Origin of the sequence: Saccharibacillus sacchari DSM 19268 (assembly GCF_000585395.1) — a bacterium.
In the GTDB taxonomy this organism is placed as follows: Bacteria; Bacillota; Bacilli; order Paenibacillales; family Paenibacillaceae; genus Saccharibacillus; species Saccharibacillus sacchari.
Window position 1 is genome coordinate 1,761,010 of the sequence record NZ_KK073875.1, and the last position, 25,562, is coordinate 1,786,571.

Annotated in this window: 17 protein-coding genes; 2 read left to right on the top strand and 15 right to left on the bottom strand. The window is 54.9% G+C overall.

Annotated elements, in window-relative coordinates; translation table 11 throughout:
* Positions 1-95 precede the first annotated feature (95 nt).
* From SACSAC_RS07575 to SACSAC_RS07650, 15 genes are all read right to left on the bottom strand, one after another.
* Complete coding sequence (locus SACSAC_RS07575) at positions 96-1,514, bottom strand: hypothetical protein (protein WP_037285060.1); 1,419 nt, start codon at positions 1,512-1,514, stop codon at positions 96-98.
* Between the two features lie 14 nt (positions 1,515-1,528).
* Positions 1,529-2,035 (bottom strand): RNA polymerase sigma factor, encoded by a 507-nt coding sequence (locus SACSAC_RS07580; protein WP_211251332.1) that lies wholly within the window; start codon positions 2,033-2,035, stop codon positions 1,529-1,531.
* A 210-nt stretch (positions 2,036-2,245) separates the two neighbouring features.
* Positions 2,246-3,703, bottom strand: coding sequence for a hypothetical protein (locus SACSAC_RS07585; protein ID WP_037285062.1), 1,458 nt, complete (start codon positions 3,701-3,703; stop codon positions 2,246-2,248).
* Positions 3,704-3,785: 82 nt separating this feature from the next.
* Positions 3,786-4,295 carry a sigma-70 family RNA polymerase sigma factor gene (locus SACSAC_RS07590; protein WP_245608600.1) on the bottom strand — a complete coding sequence of 170 codons (510 nt, stop codon included), beginning with the start codon at positions 4,293-4,295 and terminating at the stop codon, positions 3,786-3,788.
* 154 nt (positions 4,296-4,449) lie between these two features.
* Positions 4,450-5,868, bottom strand: a complete 1,419-nt coding sequence (locus SACSAC_RS07595) for a DUF4179 domain-containing protein (protein WP_037285064.1) — start codon at positions 5,866-5,868, stop codon at positions 4,450-4,452.
* 16 nt (positions 5,869-5,884) lie between these two features.
* Positions 5,885-6,418, bottom strand: coding sequence for a sigma-70 family RNA polymerase sigma factor (locus tag SACSAC_RS07600; protein ID WP_245608601.1), 534 nt, complete (start codon positions 6,416-6,418; stop codon positions 5,885-5,887).
* 170 nt (positions 6,419-6,588) lie between these two features.
* On the bottom strand, positions 6,589-9,582 hold the full coding sequence (pgmB, locus tag SACSAC_RS07605) for a beta-phosphoglucomutase (RefSeq protein ID WP_037285066.1): 2,994 nt from the start codon (positions 9,580-9,582) through the stop codon (positions 6,589-6,591).
* Between the two features lie 115 nt (positions 9,583-9,697).
* Positions 9,698-13,159 (bottom strand): DUF5704 domain-containing protein, encoded by a 3,462-nt coding sequence (locus SACSAC_RS07610; protein WP_051506951.1) that lies wholly within the window; start codon positions 13,157-13,159, stop codon positions 9,698-9,700.
* Complete coding sequence (locus SACSAC_RS26915; RefSeq protein WP_051506952.1) at positions 13,159-14,382, bottom strand: S-layer homology domain-containing protein; 1,224 nt, start codon at positions 14,380-14,382, stop codon at positions 13,159-13,161. The genes SACSAC_RS07610 and SACSAC_RS26915 overlap by 1 nt, the downstream gene beginning before the upstream one ends.
* Positions 14,383-14,917: 535 nt before the next feature.
* On the bottom strand, positions 14,918-16,150 hold the full coding sequence (locus SACSAC_RS07625; RefSeq protein ID WP_037285070.1) for a hypothetical protein: 1,233 nt from the start codon (positions 16,148-16,150) through the stop codon (positions 14,918-14,920).
* A gap of 7 nt (positions 16,151-16,157) precedes the next feature.
* A complete protein-coding gene (locus SACSAC_RS07630) occupies positions 16,158-17,660 on the bottom strand; it encodes a glycosyltransferase family 2 protein (RefSeq protein WP_156950966.1) in 1,503 nt (500 codons plus the stop codon).
* Positions 17,641-18,747 (bottom strand): HEAT repeat domain-containing protein, encoded by a 1,107-nt coding sequence (locus SACSAC_RS07635; RefSeq protein ID WP_037285071.1) that lies wholly within the window; start codon positions 18,745-18,747, stop codon positions 17,641-17,643. Before SACSAC_RS07635 ends, SACSAC_RS07630 begins: the two co-directional genes overlap by 20 nt.
* Positions 18,744-20,636: a GGDEF domain-containing response regulator gene (locus SACSAC_RS07640; RefSeq protein WP_037285073.1), complete on the bottom strand. Its 1,893-nt coding sequence runs from the start codon at positions 20,634-20,636 to the stop codon at positions 18,744-18,746. The genes SACSAC_RS07635 and SACSAC_RS07640 overlap by 4 nt, the downstream gene beginning before the upstream one ends.
* Positions 20,633-23,809, bottom strand: a complete 3,177-nt coding sequence (locus tag SACSAC_RS07645) for an ATP-binding protein (RefSeq protein WP_051506953.1) — start codon at positions 23,807-23,809, stop codon at positions 20,633-20,635. Before SACSAC_RS07645 ends, SACSAC_RS07640 begins: the two co-directional genes overlap by 4 nt.
* A complete protein-coding gene (locus SACSAC_RS07650) occupies positions 23,806-24,189 on the bottom strand; it encodes a response regulator (protein WP_037285075.1) in 384 nt (127 codons plus the stop codon). The genes SACSAC_RS07645 and SACSAC_RS07650 overlap by 4 nt, the downstream gene beginning before the upstream one ends.
* 188 nt (positions 24,190-24,377) lie before the next feature.
* On the opposite strand from SACSAC_RS07650, the gene SACSAC_RS07655 reads away from it, so the two are divergent.
* The gene (locus tag SACSAC_RS07655) at positions 24,378-24,914 is read left to right on the top strand and encodes a CcdC family protein (RefSeq protein WP_084777958.1); all 537 of its coding nucleotides are present in this window, start codon (positions 24,378-24,380) and stop codon (positions 24,912-24,914) included.
* A 291-nt stretch (positions 24,915-25,205) separates the two neighbouring features.
* Entirely contained in the window at positions 25,206-25,463 is a 258-nt protein-coding gene (locus SACSAC_RS07660; protein ID WP_037285077.1) for a hypothetical protein, read from the top strand.
* The last annotated feature ends 99 nt before the right edge of the window (positions 25,464-25,562 follow it).

Sequence of the window (25,562 nt, forward strand, 5' to 3'; positions counted from 1 at the left end):
TTTCCAGGACGTAAGACATAAACGCCCTGTAGGTTTGACTTTACTATAGCGAAGGTTATCGTGCGGAGCAACTCCGATCGGAGACCGTACGCGCTTCAGTAGAGTTGAATTTTTATCGCTTGGCGGATCGGACTCGGATAATTTTCGATAGTAAAAGTCAGAGGCTGAGGCCACTTCTCCACTCCGAGATAGAAATAATCCCACGTAGTGCCTTCTTCTCCGTTTGCTTCGGTCGATGAATAAGACATTTGTCCTTTCGAATTCGTATATTCGATCTCATGCTCGACTCCATCGCCATCTTCGAACACGCTGTTCAGCAAAATATTATCCGCAATCCCGTTCAAGTGTTTGCCGCTTCTTTTCAACGCAATGTACCCTTCGGCATATTCGTCGCCCGCCGATTCCACCGTAACGCTCGAATCGGGCGCCTTCAATACTTGCATCTTTTCCGTGTCGATCGTCAGCTCCAGCTTATCCGGGTCCAAAGCCGAGATTCCGTCGATGGCAAAAGCCGCTGAATCCGCATCCTCCGGAATAACGCCCGCGAATTGCAGCGATTCGCTCAAGCCCGAAGCATCCGTTGAATAGGAACCGGACGTCATCAGTTCTTCGATTCTCCCGTTCCGTTCAACCGTCAACCTCGGTCGAATCACGCCGAATACTTTCTGGGTATTGGCTTCGTCATAGGCAATATCCACATAGGTCCCGATCGGCGTAGCCACGGTGCGCACAATATGGATCCGCTGCCCTTCTATAGTGATACTTGCTGCCGGATCTTCTTGCCATATCCGCTCCTTCGCCGCCAGAAGACTGCGATCCAGTTCGAAGGGCAGTCGAATTTCCGTCCGGTATTTCATAGTGCTGGACAACATTGCTTTTGCTTCGTTTGAAGTCAATGCCAGGTTAAGCGCGGCATTCTGCCAGCTATCCGTATTGGGGTTCAACATCACGGTCAACACGCGGTATCCGATCTGGCCCGGCTTAACTTCATCATTTCCGCTAGACGAGCCGCTTGCCCCCGGGCCTTCGTTGTCGGATTCGAAATTTTCGCTGATCAAGATGGGTTGGTCGCTGTCGTTTTTGACGCTATAGAGCAGGAACATGGAACGGCTGTCCGCCGCAATCCCTTGCAACGTGGCCGTATACTCTTTTTGCTGTTCCGAGACGTTCAACGGCCGCACCTCTCCGTGATCCAGAGCATGAATCAACCGCTGATCCCCTTCCGCCGCTTCCCGGAAAACTTCGAACTCTCGCCAATCTTGCCGGGCCGAGATTTCGGAGTCCGGACCAAATTCCCCCGCAGGTTGCAACAGCGCAACCATCAGCATCAGCATCGCCGCAACTACCAGCGCACCGCCGGACGCATAAAACACATTTCGTCGCCGGGCACGAATCCGTCCCGCTCCGATCCCTTTTCGCACAGCCGAATCGAGCTTGCTGCGAGATATCTCGGCCGCTTGCCGATGATTGGCATCCGCATCTTGGTGAAGAATTTTTTCTTCGGTTTCTGTCATGGCTTCACACCTCCTCACAATTCATGTTTGAGCTTTTTCAAGCCTTCGCGCAGCCATGTCTTGATCGTGCCTTCCGGCTTATGCAATACCCGCGCAATCTCGGCAGCCGTCATTCCCTGATAATATTTCAACATGACGGCATGGCGATACTTGGGCTTCATCCGTTCAAACGCCCGCTCCAGATCGATCCGTTCGTTGCTTTGCATCTCTCCGGCCTCTCGCTCTTCGATCCGGTCCGTGGGAAAAGAGCGCTTGCGGCGGCGCAGCTCATCCATGCAGCAGTTAATCACGATCCGAATCAACCAACTGGACATCGCTTCCGGGTGCTTCAATTTTCTGCGCTTGATCCATGCCCGGCATGAAGCTTCCTGCACGGCTTCCAGCGCATCCGCCTCACTGCGCAGGTAGCTCAGCGCGATGGCGTACATTTTCCTTTCCTGCTCCGCGATCCGGTTAAAAAATAATTCTTCCTCCGTTCCCGCCGCATCATCGATCTTCGTGTCTTCCAGCACATCGTCCATTTTCGTTCCCCCTCCCTGTCTGTACTGCTTATATTGCCAAACCAGATCATTCATCGGGTTCATTGGCTTTATAGGGCTTTGTTGCGGTTATGATGTGAATAAGACGCCTGATGTTCGAAAATCGATTGATTTTTTCAAAAAAAACAGAACAAAAAAAGACGGTCTCCTTCATCGTACCTGAAAGAGGCCATCTTGGTTCAATCGGATCGTTTATTTCAACTTCAACTCTTGATAGTCCAGCACGTCTTTCGGATAAGACACGATCTCGAACGTCAGCGGCTGCGGGTAATCGCCTATATCATACTGGTAAGTCGACGTCGTCGATTTGCTGTTCGGGAAAATCTTGTTGATAGCATCTCCGGCCGTGAACATCTTCAGGGGATGCTTGTTGCCTTCCGCATCAGTAAAGGTATTCCGCAAGAACATCGTTGACGGCGGGTCGTTTCCTTCGAAATACTTGCTCGCGTCGATCGGATAGCTGAACTGGACCACTTCCGTATCGTCGGCTCCCGGATTGACATTGACCGTCATTCTTTCACTCGGCGCTTGCAGAACTTCTTGAGTCTCCGTGTTCACGATCAACTGCTGTTCCTTACGGTTGAAAGTTTCGATCCCGTCTATGCTGAGCACGACGGAGTCCGGGTTTTTCGGCAGCGGGGTGCGGTTGAAGGTGAAAATGAAGCGGGACGCTTCTTCCTCCGCCGTCTCGATGACGCCTACGCCTGCGCCGCCTTTGGACGCTACCGTCTCGCCGTCTTTCGTGACGGTGAGCTTGGCTCCGACCAATCGCGAAATATTTTGTTCATTGCCTTCGTCGGGAACCAACACGATGTATCCGCTTTGCGGGGTGATCAGCGCCTGTTCCACGTGCAGCAGCTGTCCGGCTGCTTTCAACGTCTGCCCGGCCGCAAGATTCTCTTCGAACACGCCTGAGCCGGTTGGATCGACTTTCACTTCGGCTTCCAATACGGTCAGTTGTTCGCTGCCTTGGTCATAACCGGGATTCAGCGTACGCGTATATATCGGCGCTTGCAGCTTGAACGCTTCCAGATCCGCTCCTACCGATGCGTCCAGATCGAATCGCGCGTAACCATACAGATTTCCATTCACAAAAAAATCTTGGCGTTCTTCCTGCATTCCGATCTGTTTGCCGGACGCGTCTGTCAGCGTACCCAAACTGATTGCCGTCGAACGCACATCCTCCCCGCTGATCTCGTAGAGCAACGATAGCTTTCGACTATCGCGCACCGCGCCGTATAATTGCAGCGTATAACCATCCCCTTCGACCGTTACATCCAGCGGTTCCACTTCTCTTTTATCCAACGCGCTTTTGAGAACGGGATCATTGGATACGCTGGTTCGAAAAACCTCGTATTCTCCCCATTCCCCCTTCGTTTGCGGCTCTTCTTCCATGGCTGGCGCAGGCACGATAGCCGCACGCGTCAGATCGTCGTCGCCTCCGATGGCAATAAACAGGCCTGTCGCAAGCGCCAATCCGGCTACGCTCGCTCCGCCATACTGATAAACGCGTCGTCTGGACGATGCCTGACCGCGCTTCACGCCGCCGCGAATCGCTTGCATCAGCGCTACATCGTCTACAGACGTTTGGTCGCGACTCTCGTGCCTCGCTTCTTCTTCGAAGAGCCGCCGAATCCGATTATCCTCCATCTTCGCTTCCCCCTATACAATCGAAGTTCATTTCTTTGCCGCCTACGATCACGGACCCTGATGTCCTTGATCTGCGCCATCCCTATACCAAATCCCGCATCTGCTTGAGCGCCTTGTGCAACCAGGTCTTGACCGTTCCTTCCGGCTTGTTCAGCACTCGTGCGATCTCCGTCAGCGTCATATCATGATAATATTTCAGAATCACGACATGTCGATGCTTCGCATTCAACTTGGCTAATGCCCGTTCCAGATCGATCCGATTCGAACTGATCATCTCGGCGCCCCGATCTTCTCCGGTCTTGTCCGACGGAATGACTCGTTTGCGTTTCCTCAGTTCGTCCATGCAGCAATTGATCAAAATACGGATCATCCACGGTAAAAACAATGCGTCGTCCTTGAGCGATTTGCGCTTGATCCATGCTTTGCAAGACGCTTCCTGAATCGCTTCGAGCGCATCTGCTTCATTGTGCAAATAACTGAAAGCGATCCCGTATAACTTCCGTCGATGCTCGGCTATTTTGCCGATAAAAAACTCTTCGCTGTCAGCGACTGCGCGCGCGCCTTCCTGCTTCGCTTCTATCGGTGCGTCCACCTGCAATCCTCCTCTGCCACGCGTGTTTCTTTTTTTAATCGATTATGTATCATAGACGGCGTTTAGGCCGCGAACGGTTTTCGAATTCGGAAAAATAAAAAAACCGCGAAGTCCGGTGAGGACTCCGCGATTTGATCGAATGACGGACGGCGGATCATTTTAACACCACTTCCTGTTCGTCGCGAATGCCTCCCGGGTACATGCTGATCGTAAACGTCAACGGCTGCGGATAGTCTTGATCGGGAATGTAAAACGTATCGCTCGCAGATTGACTGTCTCCTTTTCCCGTTTGCATCGCTCCTTCTGACGATACCATCTCATGTTCCTTGCCGTTGCCGTCTTTGAATACGGGATCCAGCCTCATAGAGCCGAGTCGTCCGAATTCGTCTTCATGAACCGGATAGTGAACGGCAATCTGCTTGGCGTTTGCTTTGGCTTGGGTTACCTGCAAAGCAAAGCCGTCCTCCGGCGCTTGAAGCACGCTTTCTTCCTCCGTGTTCAACACCAAATTAAGTTGCTCTTTCGACAACGATTGGATACCGGACACGCCGAACGATAGAGCGTCGGGGTTGACGATTCCGGCATGATTTACAAAACTCATCTCCCAACCCAGCCGCCCTTCGATAAGGGAAGGAACGCCAGGTTTTTGAAGCTTGAAAGTCTGTTCGTCTTGCTCAAGAGTCAAGGTCGGCTCAATGAGATCAAACAGCTTATCCGTATTGTCCGGGTCTTCGGATACGTTCAAATACACGGAAAGCGGCGTAAGCAGCATCCGATGGACTTGTATCGTCTGGCCGGACACGATCAGCTGCTTGGGTTGATCATAGACGAGTTCTTGTTCTTGCGACAAAGTTGACGGGAGGCGCAGCGGAACGACGAACGTTCCGAGCGATTTGTCTTGATCGGGAGATTGTAGGGATAAAGCGTCTACTTTCAAATTAAAATCCTCCGCTCTGCTTCTCGCTTCTCCGCTGAAAAATAATGTCGCGTAACCGTATGTGGCTCCTTCTCCGGTATTGAAGTACGTCCGATGAATCCAATTCTTGGTCGTCGTTTCTTTTCCGTAAAAGGCATCCAGCAGTTTCGGCGTATCCCACTCTGCCGCTTCGCCCTCCGGCGACTTCAACTTGTACAATAACGTTACGCTGCGGCTATCCCGAATCATGCCTTCAATCTTCAAGTTCATGCCGTTCTCTTCGACCGATACCGCATCCACCGGTTCAACGAATCCTTGCTTCCAAGCACTGCTTAGTCCGTCGTTGCCGTTCAGTAATTTAAGAAAAGGCTCCCATTTGTCAGCTTCCGGAAGGAATGACGATTGATGCGTACCGCTGTTGCCGAAAACACCTTGCAGCGGCCCTGAATCCGCGAACAGCAAGACCCCTGCCGCAATCGCCACCGCCGCAACTCCGCCGTAAATGATCCTTTTTCCGCGCGGTCGTTCATTATTCGCACGCTGCATCCCCCTGCGAATCGCCGCGCTGCGCTCCCCTGCCGAAGGCAGGGTTGACGGATGACGAAGAGTCTCGGCGTCCTGACGGATTCTTTTTTCCAAATGATCATTCATCTGCATTCGCTTCTTCTCCCCTCTAGCGATGACGTTCCAGCTTTGCACGCATCTGCTTTAGCGCGCGATACAATCGGCTTTTCACCGTACTCTCCGGTTTGCCCAGAATTTCCGCGATTTCCGCCAGCTTCATATCGTGGTAGAAGCGCAGAATCAAGACGTGCTGATACTTTTTCGGTAGATTGTTCAGCACGTATTCCAGGTTCAGCTGATCGGAGCTTTGCATCTGCGCCATTCCCGGTGCGCTCCGGCGCTCCCCGATATGCTCGACCGGAATCACCCGCTTGCGCCGCCTTAGTTCGTCCATGCAACAATTAATCAGAATGCGGATTAGCCACGAATCGAATAATTGGTCGTTTTTCAACGATTCGCGCTTCGACCAAGAACGATACGACGCTTCTTGCAGCATCTCCAGGGCATCCGCTTCACTGCGCAGATAACTGTAAGCGATGCTGTACAGCTTCCCGCTCTGCCTGTCGATTCGCTCGAAAAACCGTTCTTCCTCTACGTGACAAACCCGCTGCTCCGCTTCTTCCATTTTCAACGTCCCGGCCACCTCATTCCCCCCTCTCGTCACCTTGCACCGCTATGACGGATTGTTCCCCGTGGAAAGTTTCATTTGTCGAAAAAAAGAAAAAAGCCGCACGCGTTCCTTTTCAGGATACGACGTGCGGCAGGTTACGGAATAGCGTTACTTATTTAATTGGATTATCATTGCGACCCACGTTAGCCTTTTAGCTCCCGCTTCGGAAATTCTTCCATCCATTCGCGCAGCAGCGCCGGAGTCAGATCAGCGGGGGTTGCGACATGATGATCGGCATCCGGCAGCGTCTCTTCGGTCCCGATGCCGATCGCCGGCATACCGGCGCGATGAATCGCGAGCACGCCGGCTTCCGCGTCTTCGATTCCGATGCAGCGCAGCGGATGCACGCCGAGTCCTTCGGCCGCGTTCAGGAAAATTTCCGCGTCCGGCTTTTGCAGCGCTACGGCGCCGGCGTCGGCCACGTAATCGAACAAGTCGGTTACGCCGAGGCGGTCGAGCACCGTCGGAGCATTGCGGCTGGCGGAAGCCAGGGCGACGAGAATACCGTCACGGCGCAGCGCCTTCAGCAGCTTGCGTACGCCCGGCAGAAGCGCGTCCGGCGTCAATGTCTCCAGCAGTTTCTTGTACCGTTCGTTTTTTTGATCGGCCAACTTGACCAGCTCGTCTTGCGAGAACTCGCGGTCGCCGTTTTGGAGGATCAGCTTCAGCGAAGCCATCCGGTCGACGCCTTTGAGCTTCTCGTTGTATTCGCGGTCGAACGGGATGTTCAGCTCGTCGGCCAACTCTTTCCACGCCTGGTAATGCAGCTCGGCCGTGTCTGTGATGACGCCGTCAAGGTCGAACAATACGCCGCCCAAAACCCGGTTCGGCAAGGTCAGTTCTTCCTCCAGCTCCGCTTCGACGCCGAAATGCTCGATTTTGACCGGGTCGCCTTCCAGCACGCGGTAAGTGGTCGAATCGGCGGAGATGTTGATGTGCAGGCGCCGTCCTTTCCATTTGAGAGAAAAGGCGTATCGTTCCCATTGATCCGGGATGACCGGGCGGAAACTCAGTTTGTCTTCGTCTTGCTTCATGCCCGCGAAGCCGTTCAGGATCGCCAAACGACTTCCCGCCATGGCTGCGGCATGGATGCCGTCCTTCACGTTGCCGTGCGTATCGTCCAGGTCGAGCCGCGCCGTTTCCATGAAGAATTCATACGCTTGATCCAGATACCCGAGTTCCGACGCGACCATGGAATGCACGCAGGCGGACAACGAGGAATCATGAGTGGTCAGTCCTTCATAGTAGAGATAAGCACGCGCTTTTTCCGCACGAGTAAATCGCTCCGGATGAACATGGAACGCGAGCACCAGATCAGCCTGCTTCAGTACCTGGTGGCGGTAGATGTCCATCGGGTGATAATGCAGCAGTAGCGGATACTTGTCTTTCGGCGTGTCGGCAAAGTTCCAAGGCGCTTTGTGCAGGAACGTATCATCTTGGCCGATCATGCCTTGGTCGCGGTAGATGAACATTTCCTCGGCCATTTTACGCCAAGATCCGATCTCGGCATCGCTCACCTGAAGCCGATCGCACAATTCTTCGCAGCGTCCTTCGTGCATGTCCTTCATTTCTTCCATCAGCTTCACGGTATATTCGAATAGATCCTGAACCATGACGTTGGTGTAGGCATTGTTGTTCACCAGCGCCGTGTACTCGTCCGGTCCGGTCACGCCGTTGATGCAAAATCCTCTTCCGGGGATAAAGCTTCCGTAATCGGCGAAAAAGCGGCTCGTTTCGATCAGGATCTCCAGACCGTCACCGTACTTGTAGTCCGGGTCGTCGACGGCTTCATTGTAAATCTTGATCGCATGCGCGATATCGGCATTAATATGGATCTGCGCCGTCCCTGCCGGGAAATACGCCGACGTCTCCTTGCCGCTAATCGTCCGCCACGGGAACAACGCGCCTTTGAAATTGAGCTTTGCCGCCCACTCCCGTGCTTCGGGCAGGATGTAATGGCGGTAATCGAGCAGCTTGCGCGCGATCTCCGGCTCCGTGTACAGGAAGAACGGCAGCACGTACATCTCCGTATCCCAGAAATAGTGTCCTTCGTAGCCTTCGCCCGTCAGTCCTTTTGCCGCCATATTGGTACGACCGTCGCGGCCCACGGATTGGAACATATGGTAAGCGCTGAAACGAAGCCCCTGCTGGAGCGCTTCGTCGCCTTCTATCGCAATGTCCGCGGACATCCAGAACTCGTCAAGAATGCCTTCCTGAACGATGGCGTAGCTCTCGTAACCGCGTTCCCAGGCTTCATCCAACTGACGAATGCCTTCTTTCCACAGATCGCCGATATTCGGTTCCTCCGAAGCATGGTAGACGACGTATTTCTCCAGCGTGAATTGTTCTCCGGCTTGAGCAGAAACGGTAAACCGTTTTTCTACTCTGCCGCTCGACGAATCGGTCTCCAGCTCGTACTCGCCGCCCGAAAATTTATGCTCGGCCGCGCAGGTCACGTGAAATCCCGTTACCCGGGTACGCTGCGCGATGCCCATATACGTTTTGTTTTCGCGCATCTCCAACGTTGTCAGCACGGGACCCGAGAAAGAAGATCCGGAACGCGGATCGCCCGAAGACGACTGGTTCACGACGTTGCCGTCGATCTCCGATTCGAAACGGATTTTCCCGTCGAAATTCATCGGCTTGACCGTGCATCGGAACAATAGCAGATGCGGATCGTCGAGCGAAGCCATGCGTTCGAACGTGATTTCCACCTCGCGGCCTTCTAGCGAACGCCACTGGATCGTGCGGGTCACGGTACCTTTTCGCATATCGAGCTGACGCCAGTATCCAAACAAGGTGCCCTGGAACATATGCACCGGTTCATCCTCCAACCAGATCCGGATAACCTGCGCGTCCGCGACATTCAGCATCGTCTCGCGCTCATGGGCGGAACCGTACGTCTCTTCTCCGTAAACGATCGGCGCGGATTCGTAAAATCCGTTAATATAAGTTCCGCGCAGGGAAGTCCCAAGCGGTCCGTAATAGCCCTCCTCGAAATTGGCACGCATGCCGATATATCCGTTCGCTACAGCGAAGATAGTCTCGTCGCGCAAGTTCTGTTCGGTATCCAGCGTATGTTCGGTTACTGTCCAAGGTTCATACGCATAGATCGGTCCGGCAGATGAATGCTTCATGTATTTCCCTCCTATTTCCATCTTAATCTCCTCTGCAACACATCTTAACCTATTACCCACCTGGCTTCGGGTAAGTAACTTTATTGAGCGGAAAAGAGGAAAGAGAAATGAAAATTTAATGATTGACCTCGGCCTGGAAATCATCCTTGTACGACTTGTCGGCATTGTAGAAGACAATATCGCCGTCGGTTAAAGAAAACGTGTTTTTCCAAGAATCTTGCACGCTGTGCTTGAACCCTTCCAGTGTCCATTGGTTCATGAGCGGAGCATTGATGTACTGCAAATGCGGCGCGTTCAGATTGCCGTCGCGGATGCTCTCGATGTTGAAGTTCAAAACGATATAGCCGTCCCGCAGGAAGATCGGATCGCGCTTGGTCAGTCCGCCGTGCGTGCGTCCGTATTCGGCCAGATTGGTTCCTTTGACGACGACATAGGGATCGCCGGGCAGGCTGTAATGGCCGTACCACTTCTGCATCGCCGCATTGGCACGCGCAAAATCGACCGAACCGGGAAGGTTGGCCTTGGGTCCGATTAACGTGCGGGTTTGCTCCGGCAGCAGCAGGAGGTCAAAACCGCCAATCGGCGTTTTTTCTTTGGTGAAGCGGCGGATGTAGTCGGCGATGAACATATCGCGACTGACGCCGTTCATTTCCGCAAACGTGTAATAGTTGTCGTACTTATATCTGGCAGTATCGGTCAATTCCTCCTCGGGTACGTTGCGCAGGCGGTCGTTTAGAATGATGTAGCGTTCTTCGGTGTCTTCCGGCGAGCCGACTTTGATGAACGTTCGGTGGTCGTCGTTGTAGTACAGATCGACAGGCGTTTGGGTCTTGCCGTCTTTGCTCACGAAGGTGAAGCTTGGGGTGATGCGGATGCCGTCGGTTTTGCCGAACATATTGCCTTTGGTTTTCAGGTCGAACTTGATGTGGTAGCCGGTTTTGACGGTGATGTTTTTCATCCCCTCGAGCGGATTGCTGCCGGGCAGAATCGGGAGGGTAAACGGCGGGTTGTTGCCGCGCGCGTCTCCGTCGATGCCTTGCAGTCCGGTCCAATAGGTGTTGCCGGTGTGGACGGCGCTGCCTTCTTGGGTGCGGAAGACCATCTCCCAGTTGTAATCGGCGATGTCGGTGATCTGGAAATCGTATAAACGGCCGATCACTTCGACGTCGACGGTGTCGCTTGCGACGTGGTTGACGAGATCGAAGTTCGCGTCTTGCTGCGTCGGTTGAACATCCGGTGCATTTTCGGCGGTGTTGCGGAAGGTGACGGTGTAGTCGCCTTCGTCGACCCAGACGGGAAGAAAGAATTCGGTGGTGATCTGTCCGACCGGGATGTTGATCCAGGTGCCTTTCGGGTAGAACGTTGTTCGATTAGCGGAATACGTATCGAACGGGAAGTAGACTTCTTTGCTTCGGAAATACTTCGCGTAATCGCGATTGCCATAGCCGGGATAGGTTTGATGTTGTCCGCTCGTTGGCATGGTGATCGTGAAGGGGCGGTCTAAGATGAAGGCTTGGCGACTGTAGTTTGGCGTTGTCTTCTGGTTGTGCGCCGCGTCGTCGGATGTGGATGAATAGTTGACGACCGGGGTGTGCACCGTGACGGGATTAATCCCTGGGATCGGGTACGTGTCGCCATCCGGCGCTTCGTAGTTTGCGTCAAGCCCTGCGTATGTGATCGTTCCCATACTCGGAGCCGCCATCCGGTTTGTTTTGGTCTTTGGGATCATATGGTTCGGACTGTACAATACGTTTCGCCCAATTTGATTTCCGTTCGGGACGGGTGTTGGAACCGGTGTTTGGACTTCGGTTTCACGATCGTACATCAGGATTTGACCTTTAAAGACGACCTTGTCATTTTTCCCTTTGACCTGTCCGATTTTTTCTTCGACATAGCCCTGCGCGATGTCCGCATCAGGCGTTGGCGACGGCTTGCTTTTCCCGCCTTCTACCGTGATGGTATTCGGAGCGGTAAACGCAGGAGGTACAGGCGGTGCGGTATATCCACCGTTTTTCTCGACAATCAATTCAGGCGGGATATAGCCTTCGGGGTAGATCGTGATACTTTCCCCCTGGAATGCGTAATTTTTTAACACCGCGCTGTCGATTTCGTATACACCCAATTTTTCAACGGTCCAATACGTGAAGTAGCGTTCCGTATGGATGTTGTAAATGACGGTAGTTTCATCCGTTTGCTCATCAGATTCTTCATGCGTACCGGGCGGCGGATTATTGGGTACCGTTTTACCGGGGTCCCATTTTAAAAGATAGGGTTGAGTGACCGGAACCTCGTAAATACAGGTGACTTTTTGTTCTTGGAACTTGAATTGATGCAGATAGTCTTTGGCGAGTACGTTTCCGTACAAGCTTTCGGATGTCGGAATGCCTTGCAAGACATCGAAAATTTCTCGGTCGCGCTGATCGGCTTTGATCATGGCGCTTACGGTGGGTTGCATGTCTTGACCTTCGATCGTGCGTCCCGTATGGATATTACAGAAACCCGTCGGCTCTTGCTCTTCGCTTGTTCGGTACACCCAATATTTGTCGGGATACTGATAGGTAACCGAAGCAGCGACAAATTTGTAGGCGGCGTAGTAGAACGCCATGATTTGTGCGTTTTTGGGGCTGTCCTTGTCGTATGCTTTCATACTACCGTCTTCGTTCTTTTTGACGTAATAGCGATCCGCGCCTGTATCCGAATGTTGCTGTTTGAATACGATGGTGGCGTAGTTCAAATCTCGGGTGGCGCCTACTTCGGTTTGCCCGGGTTGCAAGCCGACTAATAGTTGTTCGATCTTGATTTGGTCTTTAGCTGGCTTACCTTCAATTTTCAGATTATCATTTTTAACGATTTGGTTGTAATCAGGTACAACTTTCGCTCCATCCTTAACTAATTGCTTGTTTCGGGCTTGCACAATCGAAGCTCGATTATCAATCATGTAGATTGGGAAAGGTACATCTGTAAATTCGTCCACGCCTTTAAACGAATTACTGATTGGATACTGTACGGTTAACTTAACAGTTCTACCGGGTGACGTTGTATACGTGTCGGACCATCTTGGGCTGTCTGTTGCGATGGGTCCTTCGGTTCCAGGTGCATCAATGGATGGCCCAACATCTTCCCAGCGATCACTTTGTCCGGCTTTCCATCCTTCTTTGATTGTGCGGTTCCAGGCAAACCACGAACCATTGGCTCCATTATCAACGGATTGGACTTCGATTTTGTCACCATTAAAGGTTTCAGTTCCGGAATACGTTTGGGCATTCACTTGAATCGTTTTGACGGCTTCCGTGCCTTTGTAAAACACAATCTTTTCGATTTTATTTCCGCCGCCCGCATCTTCATTGATCGCGGCTGTTGTTGCGGTTGGATTTTTTCCGAAGGTGAACGCTTTTTTGTTTGGGTTAGGTGTGGGTGCACCTTCACCGCTGTACACGATGGTTTTTTTAGATATGGTTGTTGCCGCGTCGGTTTTTTGCGGTGCTTGAAAAAAAATACCCAGCACGCTGCTTGCAAGAAGCAGCGTGCTGAGTCCGACAAGCGTGAATCGTTTCTTGCTTTGTCGGGATTTTTGCATTACTTGATACCTCGCAGTCTGAGCAGTTCGACTTCCATAAATCGAGCATTAGATGGTGTTTGAAGTTTGATGACAAGATCGCTGATGCCTTGTATGGTCCCGGTTTTTGGAATAATGAAAGCGGGCACGTCACCGTCTCTATTGCGGTAAATGGATGTAGCTCCATTCAGTTTCCCGTTCATAAAGGCGGTGTCGTTTGAGCTGTTGAAACCACTAACAAGATATGTCAGAGATTTGCGAGGCGAGTATTTAGAGTCGTCTTTGTTGAATATAACACCACCCTTGAAATACAACACATACGTGTTCTTTTCATTTTTGATTGGATGTTTTACGAGTTCAAGACCGATTTGCTTACCGTTGTACCAGTTCAGCGTATTGATATCGCCGAGCAGCGAGCGGTTTGGATCGTTCGGGTCGGCCATGTCGATCGCGACCAGGGCGTCGAGTTTGGCTTGATACAACCCGTCTTTCGACGTGATCGTCATGTTCTTTTCGTTCCACATTTCCTCGACCGACGATTTACCTTTACCTTTCCAATCAGATTCTGGTGTGACGAACATTTCCGGCATCACTGTGAAGATGTTCGTACCGTGCCAGAGGATTTCCGCAGCGCCGGTTGCGTACAGATCGGAATCGAGTTCAGTACCGGCATTTACGCTCAAGATGCGCTCGATGATCACGACCGATTGGGCGCGCGTCGTGAGACCTTCTGGGGCGAGCTTGCCTTTTCCGACGCCTTGGATCAGGCCGGATTTGGTGGCGAGGTACATCCATTTGTCGTTTTCCGACGTTTTCTCGCCGATCGCGCGGGCGGCGACCCGGGCCATTTCTTCGCGCGTCATCGTTTTGTTCCAGCCGGAATCGTTATTCGCGAAATCACTGGCCGAATACAAACCAGCTTTCGTTGCGGCATTGACGTATTGCGTATACCATTTGCCGCTTGCAGGCGTCGTATCCAGCTTCATCGCTGCGACAACCATCTTCACGAACTCAGCGCGACTGACGGATGTGTCGGGTTTGAACGTTCCATTCGTATACCCGTCAACATATCCCTTCGCTACGGCCTTCTGTACGGCGCTGTACGCCCAGTGACTCGATTTCACGTCCGAAAACTGCGTGCCTGCCGCTTTGACCGTAGACACGGCTCCGCTTCCCCAAACGGCTCCCGCCAATACCATCGATGCTGCCGTAGCTTTAATCCATTTGCTCCAAACCTTGCTCACTTCATTCTCCCCCTTCGTTTTCTTGCCTTTCACATATATGAATCCAGGCCCCTCCCGCCCGGACGTACTCTTCCATTGTCGCTTGGTTGCATGAATTGGGAAAGTCCCATTTTTTGTTTTCAAAGAACAGGTAATTCATCGCAAGCAATCCTGATCGTCCATTTGCGCACAAAAAAGCGGACGACCCCCTTCCATGAATGGAAAGAAGACGTCCGCGTGCTTCGCGTAAGCGTCGATTTATTTACGATAACACCACTTTATTTCAGAGTCAGAGGAATTGCAAGAGAAATTCATGCTTGATTACGCAAAAACCCCATAAAAAGAGAGCCTGCGCCGAAACGAAGACTCCAAGTCAGGGTTGTTTTGAAAGGGCTTACAATTGCATTATAATCGCCCGTTTGCTTTTTGTGAATCCCTAATTTTTCAAAATAGAGAAGAAGTTTTTCGAATTCGTCGTCAAGCGAATCCAAACGTAAGCAAATCCTTATTTTTTATTCTCTTTATCCGTCCTTTTGCAGCTTTGAATCCGATGAGGTTACTGCGAACCTGTCGCGTCGGCGGACAATTGCACCGAGGAAGCTTCTTTCAGGATTTTCTGCATCATCGGCACGTAAACATCCCAGTAAAAAGCATCTTCGCTGCCGGGCGCATCGAAGGTAAACCAGCTTTTGAACGCCGGCCAGCCCGCGTATCTTCGCCAAAACGGATATTCGTCGTGGTCCGCGTAATCGCCGGCGAAATAATAGCTTACCTGCGCGGCGGAAGGAGCAGCCGTGGCGCCGAAAGACAATTCGGAAGCATCGACGGTTCCTTCGCGCCGGATCACGGCCGGGAAGCTTTCCCTAACGCCGTGCTCGGCGAGCAACGCACGGCCGTTCCCGGTCAATTGAAGATCGTAGTTCGCCAACACTTCGCTACCGGCAGAAGCCGTGACGATGTCGAACCAATAATTGTAACGGTTCTCGGGATGGATCCCGAAGCGCTCCCTGCCGGCTTCGGTAAAGGAAATGCGCGCCCCTCCTTCGGTTTCTTGGCCTTCGCGCAGCACGAACAGATCGCCGTCGTCCTGCATGAACAGGAAACCGGCTCCTTCGTAATTCCATTCCCTGCCCGTGATTTCCCGGTAACGGTCCGGCACCCAAGCCGGAACCTCGACGCCTTGGGTCAAATCCGGAAAATAGCGCGCCGTCCAGCCGGTCCATTTCATGCCGAACAAGGCGCTGGCGCGATCGCGCACGGGATCAAGCGTGGGAGCCGCGACAGAGTTAAACTCCGCGATCAGCATGGTGCCGCGCGCGGCAGCCGCTTCCAGCACATTGACGTCCACCGTTTTCATGCCGCCCTCCTGCGAATCCGGCGTTTGGCCGCCCGCATTGGCAGGAACGCCTGCTTCCGCGTCGGTATCGTCCGCATTCTGGGCTTCGGCCAGGCCGTAAGTGTCCGCGACGTAAATCAGCTGCGTGTCCGCCGGCATCTCCGCCAGCGTTCGCTCCGCATGCCGCAAGCCGTTTTCGGGAGGATAATTGCCGTAATAATCGCGATCGTATACATATTTTTCGCCTCCGGGCATTCGGTATTTCTGTTGATTCAATGTCCAGAATAATCCTTTATGCTCCCGGTAACTTTCGTCCGTTACGGTTTTATCCAACACGGCAACGGACAGAGTCTTGGCGGGACGAACTTCCCAAATGATCCACGGCAGAAGCAGGAGCAGCATCAGTGCCGCAAGACCGGCCCAAAATCGGGGGAACGGTTTCTTTTTTTTCAATTCCGGTTCACTCCTTCTTCTCCGGCGGAGCCGGGTTCGCGCCCGTGATCGTACCCGGTTTTTTATTGGCGCCCAGCACGTTGACCCGGGTCATTTCGCCCCAACCGTGCTTTTTGCCGCGAATCGCTTGAATCAAGCCTTGCGTCCGCCACACCGTCAATACGGGGCGGTACCAGAACGATTCCGACAGCGCGTAGGCGAACATTTTCAGCACGTCGCGGATCCGGTTGTAATTGTGGAACCGCCATTCCTCGAACAGCACGGCTCCCGCCGAAACGAGCGAGCCGAACAGCAGCATCATCAACGCGAGCGACAGCGAGACCTGAATGTTGATCCGGTCGAGGAAAAATCCGAACACGACCGTGATATAGCCGAATATTTCAACCAACGGCCCGAGCAGCTCGATAAACAGGAACATCGGCATCGATAACATGCCGACCCGGCCGTAGCGCGGATTCAGCACCATGTTTTTATGCTTCCAGATGCTTTCGAACAGCCCACGCTGCCAGCGGGTACGTTGACGGCGCAGGATGGTGAAGCTTTCCGGAGCTTCCGTCCAGCATACCGGCTCCGGCACGTACACGATGCGGGCTTTGCTTTTTCTGCGGCGGATCTCTTGGTGCAGCCGCACCGTCAATTCCATGTCTTCGCCGATGGTTCCGGTCTCGTAGCCGCCAACGTCGACCACCCACTTTTTATTGAATACCCCGAAGGCGCCGGAGATCAGCAGCAGCATGTTGTAACGGCTGAGGCCGATCCGTCCCATCAGGAAGCCCCTCAGATACTCGATGACCTGCATGATGACGAGCGGCTTATCCGATAAACGCACGTTGTCGCTGCTGAGGTAACCGCTGTCGACCGTGCTGCCGTTGGCGATGCCGACGCTGCCGCCGGTAGCGATGATTTCTTCGCCGGGACGCGCGTCCATGATCGGTTTGACCACCTTGATAAAAGCATTCGCGTCCAGCACCGTATCGCCGTCCAAAGACACGAAATACGGGTAACGCGAGATGTTGATACCCACGTTCAGCGCGTCCGCTTTGCCGCCGTTTTCCTTGTCCACCAGCACCAGGTTCGGGTGGCGCAGCGAACGGTATACGGCCCGGATCGGCTTCGTTTCGCGCTTGAGTCCGGCAAACGGCACGCGTCCTTTGACCTCGGACATATCGAATTCTTCGATCATGATGTCGGCGGTCCGGTCCTTCGATCCGTCGTTGACGACCACGATCTCGAATTGCTTGTAATTGATGCCGAGCAGCGAGCGGACGCTGCCGACGATGTTGACTTCTTCGTTATATGCCGGCACGACGATACTCAAAGGGGGCACGAGCTCCGTTTCCAATACCGTGCTGTATTGGATCGGGCTGAGATCGCGGTCGCGCCACAGGCTTCGCGCCGCGGCGGCGTACATAAAGATGTATACTCCTGACGACAATCCGACGTAAGCCATGATCGCGTAGCCGAAAATCCGGTGCGCCTGCATCATGAATTCAAACCACGTTTCGTTCATACGCCCTCCTTTCCAGAATCTCCACGGCCATGTCCCGGGCAAAACGGTCCGGATGATTTTCCGCGACCTGCCGGATGCGGTCCAACCCGCCCCGGTAGTTCGACAGCGAAGCCGCCGCTTCCCGCCGCACTTCGTAGGACGGATCGGCCATCATTGCTTCCAGATGCGCGGCGAACCGTTCTTCGCGAACCGTCCCGGCCAAACGGGCGTGCATCAAGCGCTCGGGCCAGATCACCGCATCGCCTTCCGCCATGCGCGCTTCCAGCCTGTCCGCCGCCTCTTCGCTCATATAGCCGAAGTTCGCCAAAGCTTTGAGCGCGCGGATGCGCGTTTCGGTATCTTCGGACTTCATGCAGCGCTCCAGCAGTTCCAGCACTTCGGTCGTCCGGACATTGCCCAACCGAAGCGTGTCCAACACGCAGCGCGCGACGCGCGGCGGCAGAAGATCGAAGTCTCGGATTAAACGCTCGGCCAGATCGCCTCTCATCGGGCGCAGAACCTGCATCAGTTGAAGCTCCGAAAAACGCTCCGCCCCCATGTCCAGGTAATCGAACGTCTCTTCCGCTTGCAGCGACGCAAGCGTGCGAACCAGCAAAAAGCGCTCGTCGTCCGTTCGCGGGCCTTCCCCGATTGCGTCCAGCCGCGCCAACAACTGCTCTTTCAAGCCTCCGATCCGGAATTTCTCGATATGCAGCAGCGCATTCATCCGATCGCTCCAGCGTCTTTTGCCGAGAAGATAAGCGTACTCTTCGGCGAAATAACCGGACGCGAAGTCGTAAATGCGCTGCCGCTCCGTCTCGGACGCCCCGACGGCCAGCCGATCGAGCATCGCTTCCTCCAGCGCTTCCCTGCGAAGGCCTTCCCCGCTGCCCGAAGCGTTAAGCTTGCGGGTCGGATCACCGCTGCGCAAATAATTTTCGAGCGGCGACTTCGGCGCGGCGAACAGCGCGATGGCCTGCTCCACCTGACGGCGATGGCGCATGCGGCGAACCTTCCGTTCGACGAGATAAAACAGGACCAACAAGATGACCAGCACCAGCACGGCGATCCCGATCCATACGACGAGCAAAAATTGGGAGTCGGTCATGACATCGCCTCGACTTTGCCGAGCAGCCTGCGCACGCGGGCTTCCAGCTCGATCATGCTGAACGGCTTAGTCATATAATCGTCCGTTCCGGCCCGGATCGCTTCCGCGATGCCGAGTTCGTCGCCGACGCCCGTCAGCATGAGCACGGTATAGACCGGATCGTAAGCGCCGCTTCGCAGCCTGCTGAGCACCTCCATGCCGTTCATTCTCGGCATCATACGGTCCAGAATCAGCAGGTAGCGCGCAGGCTCGACGTGCCAAGAATCGCTCAGGAAGTCTTCGCCGTCGGAGAACGAACGGACTTCCAATCCGTACTCTTCTTCCACGCCTTCGAGCTGGCGTTCCAAAATGGTTCGGATCAACGGATCGTCGTCGATGATCGCCAAACGCAGCTTGCGCGGAAGCGCGCCGGAAGCCGAACCTTCGCCTTCCGGCTGCAAGTCGCGGCCGGCCGACGCTTCGAGCGCGCGCAGCGCTCCGGCCAGCGCTTGCTGACGCGTCGAACCGGCTTCGACGTCGATGACGCCGCAAACCGCGCTGACCTCGTCCGGACGCAGCAGCGCCAGCACGTTTTCGTCGGCAAGCACGCCTTCCAGAAACTCGCGGCTTCGCTCGGCATCAAGCCCCGGCTGCATCAGATAAAAGCGGTTCGCCCGATCGCGCGCCCAAATATCGCGAGGTCTGAGCATGCGCCTTACCGCATCGGAAAACGATCGCAGAACGCGGTCTCCTTCGCGGTAACCGGTCCGCTCGTTCAGTCGGCGCAACCCGTCCAATTCGACGGCGGCCAGCGCGAGCGGCTCCCGCCGCGCGTCCGGCGAACCCGTTTGGCGCGTAAGCTCGCGCTCCAAAAACGGCATGCCGTAGGCGCCTGTCGTCTGGTCCAACAGCAGCTGCCCCGTCAGACGGCTGCGACGGCGCGTCAAGCGACGGATGCGCACCACGAACTCTTCCGGATCGACCGGCTTGGAAAGAAAATCGTCCGCCCCGTTCTCGTAAGCGCGCAGTCTCGTCGCCTTGTCGGTTTTGGCCGTGATCAACACGACCGGAATCATGTAGTCTTCGCATAGCCCGCGCAGCCGTTCCATCAATTCGAAGCCGGATTGCTCCGGCAGCAGCACGTCGAGAACCGCGCAATCCGGCCTCATTTCGTAAAACCATTCGACGGCTTTATCGAAGCGCGGGGTCGCGAACACGGTAAAGCCCTGTGCTTCCAGCACGTCCTTCAACAGCGCGAGCAGGCTGAGATCGTCGTCCAGCAGCAGCACGGTGCCTTCCGATTCGGCAGTGGCAGCGGAAGCCCCGGTCCGAACCGCGGGCTCCAAACGCCGGTTAACCGCGTTATCCGGCAACGCCTTCCCGCCCTGAATAACTTCGCCGGCCTGAGCGGACGCGGCTTCCGACGAGGCAGACGTTTCCGGAACCGGGCCGCTCTGCGACGATTCCGGCACGCCCAAGCTGCGAGCGATCGCGTTGCGAAGATTGCCGAACGTTTCCGACGTTCGGCTCGTAGCATCGGAACGGCTCGAATCGGACCCTTCCGCCGTTTTCGAAGACTCAGGCGAAGCATGGTTCGGCAACGATCCGAGATTCGGCGCGGATCCCCCGGCGAGCTTCGCCTCTTGTCCTTCGTTCAACAGCTCCGACAATTCCGCCAGTTTGCCGCTCAATTCCTCGCCCGTGAACACACGGTCGCCATGCTCGTCGAAATCATTAAGCAGCCGCAGGGAGGCTTCGTACCACGCCTGCAACCCGATGGTCCCTGAGGTGCCCTTGATCGAATGAAGCATCCGGTAAACGGAACGTTCGTCGCTTCGGGCACCGGGCTTCAGGATTCTGCCCAAATTGTCTCCCGTTTGATCGATAAACAGCTTCTGATATTTGTTCATGTAGGCCCTCCTTTATCTTCGGATTCGATCTCCGCGATTGCGAAATCCGGCTCGACTTCGATTTGTCGCACGCCCAGGCCGTGCGTTTCGAGCGAAGCCCTGGCCAGCGCTTCGCTCGGTAAAGGCAGCGCAAGCTCCGTTCCGGCATGCACGGAAGCGATCATCCGCCGTCCGAGTTCCAACAGTTCGCGCACCGTGAACGGCTTGCGCAAATACTTGCCGCTTTCCGATTCGGCATATCCTGCGGGCGGATCGAGCGCCGAGGACACGATGATCGGAACGCTTCGCAAACCTTCGTCCGCGGCGAGATAACGAATAAAGTCCCAACCGCTTTGTTCGCCGGCCAGCGACAGATCCACCACGCACAGCTGCGGAGCGGCTTCGGCATTCCCGGCTTCAAGCGCGAGCAGCGCGGTCTCGGCTTCGGAGAATCGGCAAACCCGGAACGCCTCGCCGCGGAAAGCTTCTTCGATCAAGCCGCCGAGGCTGTCGTCGTCTTCCAGAACCAATACCGCGCCCGCCGCGGACGGCAGTTCGAGGAGCGGGAGCGCGAAACGGAACGCGCTGCCGACGCCGAGCGTCGAATCGAACGAAATCTCGCCGCCCAGCCCTTCGACCATCTCTTTCACGATGGCGAGCCCCAGACCCGTGCCGCCGATCTGGCGGCGGTCGGAGTTGTCGACCCGGTAAAACTTGCCGAACAGTTGAGGCTTCGCTTCTTCGGGGATACCGAGCCCGTAATCCCGGATCTCGACAACCCAGCGGTTCTCCGCTTCCGTCTCTTTCGAAGCCTCCCGCCGAATCTCGCAATCCACGAGCGTTTTGCCCGGCGAGTATTTGATAGCGTTGCTCAGCAGATTATGCAGCACCTGTTTCAAACGGTCGCCGTCGCTGCGAACCACGCACGGTTCTTCCGGCAGCGTCAGCCGTACCTCGTGACCGGAACGCCCGTCCCATTGCGCCGCGATCTCCGCCGTCAATTCCTTGAGGTTCAGCGGAAGCGCGCGGTACGTCTGCTTCCCCGCTTCGATCCGTTGGAGATCGAGGAAGTCCCCGATCAATCCCGACAACCGGGTGGCTTCGCCGTGGATGGTGCTCAAGTACTTCTGCGCTTTCTCCGGCTTGACCGTCCGGTTCAGCATGATTTCGGCGAAGCCGAGTATACTCGCGAGCGGCGTGCGCAATTCGTGAGACACGACACTGACGAACTCGTCCCGAAGCCGGTTGGTTTCTTCTTCTTCCGTCCGGTCGCGGAACACGAACAGGCGCACGTCGCCCCACAGTACGTCTTCGACCTTCTGGACGTATACTTCGAAATACCGTGCGGAACGCCCGGGAGGTTCGAAGGCGTAACGCGCACGCGTACCGTCCAGTCCGGAATCGAGCGCCACGCGAATTCTTTCGCCCGAGTCGTCCTCGATGCCGAATTTTTCGTTCATTTCATCCATCGCGTCGGCGAAGTTGCGGCCCGAACAGAAGATCGGGTCCAGCATCTCGCCGGTAATCCGGTTGCACATCAGGATTTCGCCGGAAGGCGAGCAGACGATCAACGCTTCGTGGATCGAATCGATGACCTGCTGCGTGGAATCGCGCTGGTGCAGCAAATTGCGCTTCTCCTTTTCCAAATCCCGATTCAGGCGCTCCAGCTCCCGGCTCTGCCGCTGCCGCTCCGCCTGCGTCAACTGCGCCACCAAGGCTCCGATAAATTGACGGATCATTCCGGCCGCCAATTCTTCTTCCCCGTCCGCGGAAGGCCGGTCGCCGTAACTGGTCAACAGCAAAAATCCGGCCGGACGTTCCTGTCCTCCCCCGTCGTATACCGGGTAATACGTATCCACCGCCGTCTCGTAAGCCCCGTGAACGCCCGCTTCTGCTCCGGAAACCGGACGCCGCCGCGTCACAGGACGGTTCGCGGCGATCGCTTGCAGCGCCGGTCCGGCCGGCTCGCCGACGAACGAGGCTTGCGACGAGGCGGGATAGCCGCTGCTGTAAAGCAGTTCGTAACGTTCTTCGCCGAATCGGGCACGGAAGGCTTCGTCCGCGTAAGCCTCGGGTTTGTCGCCCGCAAGCTCGTCCGCCCGCCAACCTTCGGCGGGAGTGCGTCGGCTATCGCCGCTGCGCATAACGAGCATCGCCGCGTCGCGCCCGGTGACGAAAATAAGCTGACCGATCGCTTCCCGCAAAAAGTCGCCCAATTCCGTCAGGCCGACCAGAGCGCGCTGATACGTGTTGATCGCTTCCAACTGCTCTTCGCGGCGGGTCAGACGTTCGAGCGCGCGTTCCAATTGTTCGCGCTGCTCGAGAATTTGCTCGTTCTGCGCCTCAAGCTCGTCGTTTTGCGCTTCGAGTTCTTCGCGCTGTTCTTCCATATGGAGCAGATTGTTTTCCAGCTCGGCCTGCCTGCTGCGAATGCCTTCGGCCATGCGTCCGATACCTTCGAACAAGCTGCCGATTTCGTTGCGGTGAGGCGAAGCGTCAAGCTCCACGATCTCACCGCGCTCGATCCGGCCCACGGCCGACTCGGCTTGAACCACCGGCGATATGAACGATTTTCTCAAGTACCGAATCAGCAGCAGGGCAGCTACCAGCGCCGCGATCAGAGCCGCACCCGGAACGATCAGAACCATCCGGGCCAAAAAGCGCCCCCGGTCGCTCAGATCCAAGATCCGGTCTCTCTGCTGGGTGACAAGTCCCGAAAATTCGTCTTCCATCTGCCGAACGAGCGCGCTGCCTTGCGTTTGCGCCAGCGCGTCGAGCGCATCTTCGTTTCCGGCCGCGATCAATTGAAGCGCGTCGACGTAATACGTTTCGAAGCGGCCGTTCATTTCGGCGAGAGGATCGATGTCCGATGCATTTTCCGCAGCGTAAGCGGCACTCAAACTGTTGAATAACAGATCGTAATCGGCCCGCGCCGACGTTGCCTGGTTCTGCAAATCCTCCCTGCCGTAAGCCGCGTAAGCGCGAAGGTACGATACCGATTCCAAAAAAGCGCGCTCCGTGTCCTGAAGCAGGTTCAATCGTTCAATCCGATCATCGAGCTGAGTCGAAATGTCCGTATACTGCCGATGCACGCCCCATTCCACAGCCGCAAGCAGCAGCCCGAATACCAAAAACAAAGCCATTGTGCCGTAAGCAATCCGCCGCTGCAAACTTCCTCCGGCCTTGCCGATCATGGAGTGCCTTCCCCGGTCAAGTCATGCACGATTTCCGTTAATTCCGCGGGACTGAACGGTTTGGAGACGAATATCGAGACGCCGGCTTGCCGGGCCTCCTCGCGGTCTTTCTCCTCGGCTTTGGCCGTCAGCAGGATCACGGGCTTTTGCGCGTTGATCCCGCCTTCGGCCCGCAGCCAGCGGCAGACCTCGACTCCCGTCGCTTCGGGCATCATGTAATCGAGAATGACCAGATCGTACTCTCCGTAGCGCAAACTGTCGATGGCGAGCCTGCCGTCTTCGGCTTCGTCGATATCGAATCCTTCATCTTCAAGCGTCTCCGTCAACAGGAATCGAAGCACCATCTCGTCTTCGGCGATCAGTATTTTCTTGTTTCCCAATTCGGCCACCCCGTTCGTGTACGGCTTCCGGACATTTGGAAACCGGTGGAATTTTCGGTTCTCTCTTAATCTTACCCCAAAACTCGCTTTTCGTGCCGGATCGCTTACAAAGCTTCCGATGCCTTATGGTATACTGAAAAAGACGCGCCCCGGCGCATTTCATTCTTTTATAGAGAAGAGGCCCATAGATGATCGATTGGATCAATTCGATATTCGACAAATTCTTTTCCCTGAATCCGATCCTGCTCAGCGTGCTGTTCACCTTGTTCTTCGCCGGAATGGCGTTCATGGCGCTATTCATGCGGATGAAAGCCAGCAAAAGACCCCTTACGGTTCGCAAGATCATGATGCCGCCGGTCGGGATGGCTACCGGATTTTTCATGTTCGTCATTCGCGATATCCAGATTCCGTGGTTGGGCGCGTTGACGGCGTTCCTCGTCGGCTGGTTCCTGTTCGCTTATCCGCTCATACTCGGAACCAAGTTCGAGCAGGTCGGCAGCGATCTGTTCGTCAAAAGGTCCAAAGCTTTTCTGCTCATCCTCGTCGTGCTGATCGTGATCCGTCTGGCGCTGCACGGCTACGTCGAGCAGTTCGTGACGCTTCCGCAGACCGGCGGCGTGTTCTTTATCCTCGCGTTCGGCATGATCCTGCATTGGCGGCTCAACATGCTGCTGCGGTTCAAAAGGATGACGCGGGGGACGGAGAGCGGAGCAGCAGCGGTTTGAGCGAGAGGCGCTGCGGGAAAAATTCGTTCTAGGCGCTGTCTCACCCGGGAATTCGGATTGAAATTTTTATAAGGAAGATTCCCGAGTTCAAAGGCGCCTTTCACTGAATTTCTCCCTCCGCTGGTGCGCTCAATTCTGATCTTTGCTGCGCTCTCCGTTTAAATAAAGGGTAGAAGAAAAAACAATCAAGACGGAACCTTCGGGTTTCGTCTTTTTGATTGGCAACTTTTTATGGGCAAGGAGCGTTTGGGGAGTGAAATATAATAGGAGCTGTAAAAGGAAAACGACGGCATGAAAAAGGTTATAACGGCTGCGGCTTTGGGGGTAGCAATAGCGGGAGGAGCGACGGTGAAACTCAAGGTAATCGATTTGTCGGGCGAGGTCGAATTGGAAAGTGTCGTCGTGCAGAAAAATGGGCGTATCTACGTTCCGGCTCAGGCATTCGAGAAGTTTTTTAATAATGTCGTGATTAAAAAAGGATCGGTGTCCATTTCGCCGCAGATGGCCGAGCTGCATGATGAGCTTCAAACAGAAGGCTTGAAGCGTTAAGCTGTTCAATCGTGCTTATAGGCAACAATTCGGATGATTTTCGGTAAAAACAGCCCCAATGTTGCCTATAAGCAATAATTTGAAGCTGATCTGTATAAA